Source organism: uncultured Dubosiella sp. (assembly GCF_964018005.1).
Classification (GTDB): domain Bacteria; phylum Bacillota_I; class Bacilli_A; order Erysipelotrichales; family Erysipelotrichaceae; genus Dubosiella; species Dubosiella muris.
The window spans coordinates 35240-45105 of sequence record NZ_CAXHOA010000002.1 but is presented as its reverse complement, the minus strand read 5'-3'; the positions used below and the strand labels follow the sequence as shown (position 1 = coordinate 45105).

Here is a 9866-nt window from a genome sequence, read left to right as displayed (position 1 = left end):
AAAAATTATTTCAATGAAACCAAGATCGCAAAAGATCCATTTCTGTTTTCATGCGGTGCTTTGATCTAAAAAAGTGAAGAGGAAAAAATCAAAGGAAGCCATAAAAAAGATAAGAGAGGAAAGAACCTGGGAAAAAGAACGGAATCTTTCGATGGTTGGAATCAGGATCCGCCGGAAGGCGGATGTGGACAAACTATAGCATGAAAAAAATATAAGCGTCAACAAGAAAAGCGGAAGATTCGAATTTCCTTTCACCTGTTATACACTCCCCGCAAGAACTGTCGCTTGCCGGTCATATTTTTCGCCAATGTTGTTTCCGACCAACAACCTGAATCCTTTGGCTAGTGGCTTGAGCACAAAAAACAAAACGGTCTGGCTGTTTTGGCCGTGTGAATCAGACGCCCCGCTTCGAGAATTTGCGCGATGACTTCGACGAAAACATCCCTTTTTGGAAAACGGCCGCCCATCAAAGATGGTTCGTTTCTCGTTCTCGCTTTATTTGGCGCAAAAACCACATATATCAAACAAAAAAGCATTCAAAACGGATGCCTGTAAAATTATCCTTCAACAATCGCGTCGTCAGCCGTGTAGCCTTCCAGCGAGTTTTCCTTCACCTGAACGCAAAGGAACCGGATGCCCTCATCGGCGGCCGCGAAAAACTGCCGTTTTCCCGCCGGGGCGACGCGGAGCCAGTCCCCCGCCTCCAACGGAATTTCCTGTCCGTCAATGACGGCTTTGCCCTTTCCTTCGAGCACCGCGTAAATTTCCTCGTTGGCTTTGTGGGCATGCACGAATGGGACGCTCGCGCCAGCCGGCAGGCTGTTGACGCTCACTTCCGCACCCGTCAAACCGAGCGCATCGTGCAGCTCGACGCGCGCCTCGTTTCCCACACTCGCTTTTTTATAGTTTTCCATTTCTCTTCCTCCTGAATGTAACCATCGTTTACACATCGAAAATACCACAGGTTTATTGTAATTTCAATAGTTACATTCATTTTTTTCTTTTCATTGACGAAATCCAGCGATGCATTGTATTCTTTTATTTAGAACAATAAGAAAGGACCGTTTTGATGAAAGGGATCATCCACTATGTCAAACCGCACATTCTGCACTCGTGGTCGCACGCCCGCTCCTTTTCGCTGATTCGAAAACGAATGGGCACCCCGTGGCAGACGTGGATGCTGTTTTGGCACATCCGCAAAGTGTTCATGATCAACACGCCCGGCTGGCTGCCGGTCGTGCTTGCCTACCGCTATTTTGTGAGCATGTTCGTTTCGCCCGTCGTCAAAGCGGGCATGCAGGACGCCAAGGCGACGACCATGGCGCTTTGGAAAAAGGAAAAATAAAACAAAGACAGGAATCCGATGGAACATATCCAACTTTCCTGTCTTTTTATTTGTATCTTCGCTCGATTTGTTTGTACGCCGCGAAAAGGATAAACGGAATCAACACGCTTTCCGCCAGACACACGAGAAGCAAGTCGAATGGCAGCAGCGTGAGAAAGAACACGGGCTTCAGGAACACGACGCAGCAGCCGAACACGACGCACATCGCCACCCAGAGCACTTTGCGCAATGTCGTAAACGGCCAGCACGTCTTGTACAGCACGCACAAGGCGCAAATGCCGGCCAGAATCGTACAAATCGTGGAAAACTGCTCGTCGCTCATCGCGAAAAACCGGCGCAGGACGGCGGTGAGCACGACGCACAACGTCACACATAACGCGCCCGGAAACGCTTTGGAAAGCACGGTACGCAAAAAGTTGCCCTTGACGCGTTTGGCGTCGGGCTCAAGCGTGAGCACAAAGCTTGGAAACCCGATGGCAAGCGACGAGATAAGCGTGAGCTGAATCGGCTGGAACGGATACTCGGTCCAGAAAAACAGCGTCAGAAAACTGAGCGCGAACGAGAACATCGTCTTGACGAGAAACAGCGACGCCGTCCGCTGGATGTTGTTGATGACGCAACGCCCCTGCCGCAAAATGGCGGGCATCGCCTCGAACTGGTCTTCGAGCAGCACCAAACTGGCGATGTTGCGGGCGGCCTGCGCCCCGCTTCCCATCGCGATCGAGCAATCCGCCTCCTTGAGCGCCATGACATCGTTGACGCCATCCCCCGTCATCGCGACGGTGTGGCCTTTGTTTTTGAGGGCAAGCACCATTTCCTTTTTTTGCTGCGGATCGACCCTGCCAAAAATCGCGTAACGTTCCATCAGGTCGGGAATGTCGGCGTTCGACACGCTCATCATGTCGATAAACGCCCCTTCCACGCCCGCTTCCTTGGCGATCGCGGCGACCGTGACCGGATCGTCGCCGGAAATGATCTTGATGTTCACGTCCTGCGTCTGGAAGTACGAAAGAATTTCCCGGGCGTCCGGACGCAACACGTCCTGGATGAGGATAAGACCCAAAAGCCGCGGTTTTTCCATGTCTTTTTTTTGTTCGGCCAGCGCGAGAACCCGGCGTCCTTTTCTGGCGGCCGCGGCGATTTGGGCGACAATGGCCGGATCCGGGACGTCGAAAATAAACGAGTACGCCCCGCAAAGGTATGTCGTGTCGCCAAAGGTCGCCTCGCAGCGCTTCGTGGCGCTCTGAAACGGAACGACCGAATCGGCTTTTTCATGGACCCATTCATTTTGGGTGTAGGCACGGATGGCTTTGGCGGTCGCGTTGTCGTCGGGCAGCGAGGCGTACATCTTCGCCAAAACCGGCTCGATTTTCTGATTGGAAAACGATTCGACGTCGACGACTTTCATCGCCCCTTGCGTCAAGGTGCCGGTTTTGTCGCAGCAAAGCACGTCGACGCGGGCGAGCGTCTCGATGCAGTACAACTCCTGCACGAGCACCTGGCGGCGGGCCAGCTTGATCGAGGCGACCGCCAGCGCGATACTCGTTAAAATGACGAGTCCTTCGGGAATCATGCCGATGAGCGCGGCGACCGTCGAAAGGATCGACTCGTTCCACGGATCGTGGTTGAAAAAGTATTGTTTGGCGAACAGGCACAAGCCAAGCGGAATGATCGAGTACGTGCAAAACTTAATGATTTTCTGGAGCGACTCGCGCAGCTGGCTTGGATAACGCTTGTCGCGTTTGGCTTCCTTCAGTATGGTGGAAATGTACGTCTGGTCCCCGACTTTGTGCACTTCCATGCGGGCTTGCCCGGCGATGACGAAGCTGCCGGACAAAACCGTCGCCCCTTCCTGCTTTTCGATCGAGTCGCTCTCGCCGGTTAGCATCGCCTCGGAGCATTCGACCATGCCTTGCACGATCGTGCCGTCGCACGGGATCTGGTCGCCGGCGCGCAGCACGAGAATGTCGCCTTTGGCGATGTCCTCCATCGCGATCTTTTGCTCCCTGCCGTCGCGAATGACGCACGCCAGCTCCTGGTGGATGAGGGCGAGCTTGTCGAGCACCTGCTTGGAGCGTACTTCCTGCACGATGCCGATGACCATGTTGGAGAGGACGACGCCTAAAAAAAGCATGTTGCGATACGATCCGGTCATGAACACGAGCGCGGCGAGCGCGAAGTTCACGATGTTGAAAAACGTGAACGTGTTTTGTAAAAAGATCGCCTTGTACGAGCGGCTCGACTCGTCTTTGATTTTGTTTTTTTCTCTCTTGCGGGCTTCCTCGGTTGTCAAGCCCTGCTTGGGATCCGTGTTGTTCATGCGCCCATTATACCAAAATTCCCTTCACTTCCTCATTACATTCCCTCAGCTTTTGATCGTTTTGATTTGATTGTCCTCGATACGGTAAATGCGCGCGGCGATGGGATCGAGCTCGTCGGAATGGCAAATGATCAAAAACGCCGTGTCGTCCTTGTGGCGGGCGATGTAGTCGACCAGACTGTGGATCGTTTCCTGGTCGAGGTTGGTGAACGGCTCGTCCAAAAGGACGGGATTTTTATGGAGCGAGAGCACGCGGAGAAGGTTGACTTTTTGCTGTTCGCCAAAGCTTAAGTTACGCACGTTCTCGTTGATTTTCTTTTGCGCGAAATCAATGTGCAGCATGTCGAACACTTCGGGGTCGATGGCTTCACCAAACAAATTGTCCTTCACCGTTCCATTGACGAGCAGCGTCGGGTATGTCAAATACGCGACGTCCGTCAGCGCGTTGTCGAGCTCAATGTTTCCTTCGAAGCTGTCGACGTCGAAATAGCCGCTCAAATAGTTGAGCAAGACCGATTTTCCGGTCCCGTTTTGTCCTTTGATGAGCGTGACGCCCGTTTTGGGAATGACGAGCTTGTCGGTTTCAAAGAGCTTCGTCTCCTTTTGCGCGGTCGGATAAAACCGGCCTTGCAAAATGGCGGCCAGATGGGCGAACGTTCCGTACTTTTCCTCGAAGCCGCTTGGTTTGTTGGCGTCTTTCTCGAACTGTTCCAAACGCTCGATGTGGCTCGTGTTGACCTGATAGTGGATGGCGATCTCGAAACATTTGTTGAGCGGGATCTGGTACAGGCTCGTGACCTGGTAAATGAACAGGATGCTGCCGAGTGTGAGCTTGTCTTGAAAGTACAAATAGGTGGATAGCATGAGGACGAGCACTTGTGCGATGTTCGACATGACGCTAGGCAGGTTGTTGGTGATCGTCTCGAACAGTTTGAACTTTTTTATAAATTTCAAATAATTGGCAACGACGCCGGCGTACCGGTTCAAAAAGAAGGTGTCGGCGCGGTTGATGTTGATGGCCCGTTTGTCTTCGACGACTTTTTTGATTTCGCTAAAAAACGCGTCCTGTTTAGGAAGGCCTTCCTTTTGCAGCGACGAGATGGATTTGCTGGGCTGGCGCACGACAAAGTAAAAAACCGGAATGTACAAAAAGAACAGCAGGCCGTAAATCGGATTCACGACCGTCACGGTAGCGATAATGATGAGCACGCATAAAATGTACGCGATCAGTTCGATGTTGAGCTGGATGTAAATGTCGGCGAATGTGAAGCCGGAGGAGGTGGCCAGGTTGATAAAGTAGCCTTTTTCATGTTTCTCGTATTCGCGCAGCGGACTTTTGAGCATGAGGCGCAACACCTTGCGCGAGTTGTTCAGCGACTCTTCCACATCCACTTCCAGCGGCTTGTAGTTGACGAAGTAGACGGAGACGAAGCTGTTCAGCAGCACGAAGCCGAGCAAAAACGCGAGCAGCCGGATGATTTGGGCAAACGAGCTTTTTCCCGTGATCTGGTCGATGACTTCGCTGAACGTGTAGCTGATCAAGATCGACAGCAAAACATTGAGCACGATGAACGCGATGTAGACCACGTGCCTTCCTTTGTATTCGATCAGTCGAAATTCGGTGTTCTTTTTCATGGTTCCTCCTTCAAAGCGCATAGCGCTTTATTAAACTTTTTGTTTTTAACGACTCTATTCACTAAAGAATCCAAACGCAAATAATAATATAATTCCGCTTCTGTCTAAATCAATGAAAATACACTTTGGAATTATGAATCAAAAATATTTGTTTTTTTCTTGTTCGCTATAAATTATTCATGAAATATGAAATTTTGTAAATCAGGCTATGTTTACTAACTGTTTTTGTATAGCTTTTTCTCCATCAAAAAACTCCGAATCTAAAATCCGGAGCGAGTATCCCTTATGAAAAATCACCCAAACATGTCGTGAAGCGATCCAGTTGATGATTCATATAAAGCCGTATATCTCTCACCACTTGCACAATCTTTATTGTGTTTTCTTTTTCTTCAAAATAGTCGAGCATGAAATCTTGAATAAACGAAATATCCTCATATCTTTTATTTTCCAATAATGACTGATAATACGCGAGAATACTATGCTCAAACTGTTCATCCTGTCCATTTATTCTATCCTTGATCGCCCGCAAAAACAGCCGGTAAGAAGTGTCACACTCCTCCTCCTCCGCTTTTTCACACGCCTTGAAAGCCTCTTCCACCCTATTAAGCTTAAAAAGAGAAAAAGGAACATAATAGCATAAATCGGGAGATGAATCTTTTTCTAATTTCGCCCGCTTCGCATATTGAATGCATTCTTCATAATTCTCACTCAACAAAGCGTTCCAGGCCAAATTGTGATAAATTTGACCGGTGGGATAATTTAAGTATTCATTGTTAGAGGAAACGAGTAAATGAAGCAACTTTTCTTTCGCTTCCAAAAAAAGTCTTAAATCGGTCAGCACCACGCATTCAAACATATCCACTGTAATCAGGCGGCTATAATTGTTACAGAGCTTCAGTACTTCTCGAGCCTCCAAACATTTTTTATAGGCAATAACCGGCTGATTCAACTCGGCATAAACACTGATTAGCTGAAACGTATTCATCGCATGGACATGGGAATTTGGATTGCACAATTCGCCTGATTTCAAAAAACAATCCAGCGCGATTGGATTATCCATTGTATTCCTTTTATAAAAAATTCCTAAAAGACAATAATAAACCGCCAATTCGTCATTTTGCAGGCAGTTCAAGTTTTGGTCGATCACCATCTTTATTTGTCTTACCTTCTCATCATCCTGGACGATACGCAAAAAGTAAAAAAGTTTAATCATTAGCGATACGAAAAAGCCATAAGAATGAAGACGCTCTTCCTCGCTTTTTTGAATTTCCTCATACTTGGAGCAAATCCGTTCCGTTTGCTCGAAAAAGAAATATTCAAACAACTGAAATAGATCTTCTCTTGCCTGACGCCATAAATTTTGATCTTCATCAAAAGAAACGTTTAATATTTCGTTGATTTGTGAAACCGTTCCTTCTGGAAAATGCCTCTTTCCGTTTTCCAAATCACTTAAAAAGCCTTTATTCATTCGCAATTCTTTTGCCAGGGCAATTAAAGAGCGCTTCTGGCCCCTTCGATGCAGGCGATAATAAGCGCCCGCGATCCTTTCTTTCGGGATCCCCTGATCCACAAGCGCGCTTTGTTGTTTGATTTGAAACGGCATAGTCAATTCTCCTTTTGAAGATTATTTCATGAACCGAAAAAATTTCAAGAAAAATCACATAAAATTAAATTTTTTTATTTTGTTAAACAGGATTGACAAACCACCCAACTGTGTTTAATGTATATATTGTATATACACACTAAAACAGGAGACGTCGAATTATGGATATCATCATCACTATGCGATCGGACAAACCGATCTACGAGCAAATCGAATCCCAGTTTCGGGAAATGATCGTCAGCGGAAAGCTGAAAGCGGGCGATTCGATTCCCAGCATGCGCGCGCTTGCCAAAGACTTGCACATTTCTTTAATTACGGTGAAGAAGGCGTATGAAAACCTGAGCCGGGACGGCTTGATTGAAACGATCGTGGGCAAAGGCTCGTTTGTGGCGGCTTTGAACACCGAACTGCTCCGCGAGGAAAAACAGCGGGAGATCGAGAATTTGCTGGCGCAAGCCTGCCAGAGCGCCAAGACGGCTGGCATCGGCCCCGATACGCTCAAAGAATTGATTGATGTCCTCTATGAAGGAGAATGACTTATGACAACAGCATTATGTGTGCGAGGCTTAACGAAACGCTATCCGGCCTTCGCGTTGCAGGATTTGTCTTTTGATCTTCCGCAAGGCACCATCGTCGGCCTCATTGGTGAAAACGGCGCGGGCAAAAGCACCCTGCTGCGCTGCCTTTTAGGCATGACAAAACCCGATCAAGGCTCGATCACGCCACCATTGACGAATTTCAATCAAATCAGCTTTATCCCCGATTCATGCACCTTTCCCGAGATCTTGACGATCGAACAGCTCGAAAAGGATTTCACGAACATTTACGCCCAATGGGACGCCAAAAAGTTTTGGGACATGGCTTCCGACTTCGGGTTGCCCAAAGCGCAAAAAATCAAAACGTTCTCCAAGGGAATGAAAGTGAAGCTCGCGTTTTGCGTGGCCTTTAGCCACCACGCCCGTCTGCTCGTTTTGGACGAGGCGACGTCCGGCCTCGATCCGGTCGTGCGCGACGAAATTCTCGACTTATTGCTGGAATTTATCCAGGACGAGAACCACACCGTGCTTTTTAGCACCCACATCACAAGCGACCTGGAAAAAGTGGCCGACTACATTTTGTACCTTCACGAAGGAAAAAAGATGTTCATGGACGCCAAGGACGAGCTGACGGAATCCTTCGCGCTCATGCATTGCTCGAAAAAAGAGTTTGAACAACTTCCACCCGACGCGATCATTCGTTCTATAGAGCAGCCGTACCAGGTGGACGTGCTCGTCAAAAAAGCGGACGCGCGCTATACGTACGACGCCCCGACACTGGAAGACTGGATGCGGATGTACACGAAAGGAGAAAAACGATGAAAGGATTGTTAAGAAAGGATTTACAGCTCATTTGGGCGAGCTGGCCGATTTTGCTCATGATCCTGGTTTGCGGAACCGGCATTTCCATTTATATCCAGCAGCCAACGATGGAAATTTGCTTCGTGACGCTGCTGCTCGTGTTTCAAACGGTCGCCACAATCATGAACGACCAGACGTCGGGCTGGTTTCCGTGGGAGCTGACTTTGCCGGTTTCCCGAAAAGGCATTGTTTACGAGAAGTTTATTTTGGCCCTGATCGTGCTGGCGTTTGGCACTTGCCTCGCCTTGCTCATCTACTGGGGCGTGTCCGCCATCACCCACGTGACGATCGACCGGGTTTCGCTGGAAATCAACCTCGCGATCCTGCTTGTCTTTTTCGGCTTTGGCGTCGCGCCCGGCCTGCTCCTCTCGTTTTATAAAAAAGAGGCCGGCCCGATCGCGATGATCGTCGCCGCCCTGCTGCCTGTCGCGATCCTTCTTGTCGTCATGAACACTGTGTCCGACACCAAAATCAAAGAGGTGTTTATGATTTTGGCCGCCATCAGCATGGTTCTTTATTTTGCGATCATGGTTATCAGCCCGAAAATCGTCACCGGCTGGCTAAATCGAAACACGTAGTCAAACGCGGTCCAAAACGGGCCGCGTTTTTTACGAATCGACATCCACGGAAATCGCGGTGATTCGCGTTTCCTGCGCCGGATTCAGGCTCCTCTCTCTTAAAATTTTTACCAGATCCAAACGTTTGGCGTCGCTGGCTCGCGGAAATTTTTCGCCATCCCTTTTCAGGAGGCGCAATGTCGCTTTCAGCGCGTCCGCGCCTTTGTCCAGCGCTTTCTCGAACGTTTCTCCAAACGCGCTCATCCCGTTGAAATCCGGAAACAAAACGACAAACATCCTTCCTTCTTTTGTGACGACGACCGGGTATGTTGCCATGGCGGTTCTCCTCTCTTTTTCTTTATTTTACCGACAAAAGAGGAAGATTCCAATCCACAAAAAAAACGGATCCCTTTCGGAATCCGTGGCTTTTCAAGTGGTGGTCTCAGTCGGAATCGAACCAACGACACAAGGATTTTCAGTCCTTTGCTCTACCAACTGAGCTATGAGACCACAATGGTTGCGGGGGAAGGATTTGAACCAACGGCCTCCGGGTTATGAGCCCGACGAGCTACCAGACTGCTCTACCCCGCGATGTGAATAAAAATATTTAGTTGTAATAAAATGGCGGAGAAACTGGGATTCGAACCCAGGCGCCGCTCACACGACCTACCGGTTTTCAAGACCGGACCCTTCAGCCACTTGGGTATTTCTCCATAACATGTGAGTGTTGTTACTACCATAAGGTACGATATAGATTGGTGGACCCTGTAGGACTCGAACCTACGACCCGCCGGTTATGAGCCGGATGCTCTGACCAACTGAGCTAAGGGTCCAAAAACAGTTGGTGGCTGGAGTGAGACTCGAACTCACGACCTTCCGGGTATGAACCGGATGCTCTAGCCAACTAAGCTACCCAGCCGAAGAGAATGGTCGGGACGACAGGATTTGAACCTGCGACCCCTTGATCCCAAATCAAGTGCACTACCAAGCTGTGCTACGTCCCGACATA

At 49.1% G+C, this 9866-nt stretch carries 9 protein-coding genes and 6 tRNA genes; 4 read left to right on the top strand and 11 right to left on the bottom strand.

Annotated elements, in window-relative coordinates; translation table 11 throughout:
- Positions 1-557 precede the first annotated feature (557 nt).
- Positions 558-914 (bottom strand): cupin domain-containing protein, encoded by a 357-nt coding sequence (locus tag ABNS49_RS01920; RefSeq protein WP_135981074.1) that lies wholly within the window; start codon positions 912-914, stop codon positions 558-560.
- A gap of 155 nt (positions 915-1069) precedes the next feature.
- Here ABNS49_RS01920 and ABNS49_RS01915 point away from each other — a divergent pair, with 155 nt between their 5' ends.
- Positions 1070-1345 (top strand): hypothetical protein, encoded by a 276-nt coding sequence (locus ABNS49_RS01915; protein ID WP_135981073.1) that lies wholly within the window; start codon positions 1070-1072, stop codon positions 1343-1345.
- Positions 1346-1391: 46 nt separating this feature from the next.
- Here ABNS49_RS01915 and ABNS49_RS01910 read toward each other — a convergent pair whose 3' ends face one another.
- The 3 genes from ABNS49_RS01910 to ABNS49_RS01900 form a co-directional block, all read right to left on the bottom strand.
- Positions 1392-3665 carry an HAD-IC family P-type ATPase gene (locus tag ABNS49_RS01910; protein ID WP_135981072.1) on the bottom strand — a complete coding sequence of 758 codons (2274 nt, stop codon included), beginning with the start codon at positions 3663-3665 and terminating at the stop codon, positions 1392-1394.
- A 45-nt stretch (positions 3666-3710) separates the two neighbouring features.
- Positions 3711-5300, bottom strand: a complete 1590-nt coding sequence (locus tag ABNS49_RS01905) for an ABC transporter ATP-binding protein (protein WP_289183082.1) — start codon at positions 5298-5300, stop codon at positions 3711-3713.
- A 283-nt stretch (positions 5301-5583) separates the two neighbouring features.
- Complete coding sequence (locus tag ABNS49_RS01900; RefSeq protein ID WP_135981068.1) at positions 5584-6903, bottom strand: helix-turn-helix transcriptional regulator; 1320 nt, start codon at positions 6901-6903, stop codon at positions 5584-5586.
- Positions 6904-7064: 161 nt separating this feature from the next.
- Between ABNS49_RS01900 and ABNS49_RS01895 the strand changes: the two genes are divergently transcribed.
- Genes ABNS49_RS01895 through ABNS49_RS01885 form a run of 3 tightly spaced genes read left to right on the top strand, consistent with a single transcriptional unit; the run spans position 7065 to position 8878 of the window.
- Positions 7065-7439, top strand: a complete 375-nt coding sequence (locus ABNS49_RS01895) for a GntR family transcriptional regulator (RefSeq protein WP_135981067.1) — start codon at positions 7065-7067, stop codon at positions 7437-7439.
- A 3-nt stretch (positions 7440-7442) separates the two neighbouring features.
- On the top strand, positions 7443-8261 hold the full coding sequence (locus tag ABNS49_RS01890; protein ID WP_135981066.1) for an ABC transporter ATP-binding protein: 819 nt from the start codon (positions 7443-7445) through the stop codon (positions 8259-8261).
- Positions 8258-8878, top strand: coding sequence for an ABC-2 transporter permease (locus ABNS49_RS01885; RefSeq protein ID WP_135981065.1), 621 nt, complete (start codon positions 8258-8260; stop codon positions 8876-8878). The genes ABNS49_RS01890 and ABNS49_RS01885 overlap by 4 nt, the downstream gene beginning before the upstream one ends.
- Positions 8879-8908: 30 nt before the next feature.
- Here the strand turns inward: ABNS49_RS01885 and ABNS49_RS01880 are convergent, their stop codons facing one another.
- The 7 genes from ABNS49_RS01880 to ABNS49_RS01850 all read right to left on the bottom strand — a co-directional run bounded on the left by ABNS49_RS01880 (position 8909) and on the right by ABNS49_RS01850 (position 9861).
- Positions 8909-9193, bottom strand: a complete 285-nt coding sequence (locus ABNS49_RS01880; RefSeq protein WP_135981064.1) for a type II toxin-antitoxin system HicB family antitoxin — start codon at positions 9191-9193, stop codon at positions 8909-8911.
- Between the two features lie 98 nt (positions 9194-9291).
- Positions 9292-9367, bottom strand: a tRNA-Phe gene (locus tag ABNS49_RS01875).
- Positions 9368-9371: 4 nt separating this feature from the next.
- A tRNA-Met gene (locus ABNS49_RS01870) sits at positions 9372-9448 on the bottom strand.
- Positions 9449-9479: 31 nt separating this feature from the next.
- Positions 9480-9570: transfer RNA gene (locus ABNS49_RS01865), tRNA-Ser, on the bottom strand.
- A 43-nt stretch (positions 9571-9613) separates the two neighbouring features.
- A tRNA-Ile gene (locus ABNS49_RS01860) sits at positions 9614-9690 on the bottom strand.
- 9 nt (positions 9691-9699) lie between these two features.
- A tRNA-Met gene (locus ABNS49_RS01855) sits at positions 9700-9776 on the bottom strand.
- Positions 9777-9784: 8 nt separating this feature from the next.
- Positions 9785-9861: transfer RNA gene (locus ABNS49_RS01850), tRNA-Pro, on the bottom strand.
- Between the last annotated feature and the right edge of the window lie 5 nt (positions 9862-9866).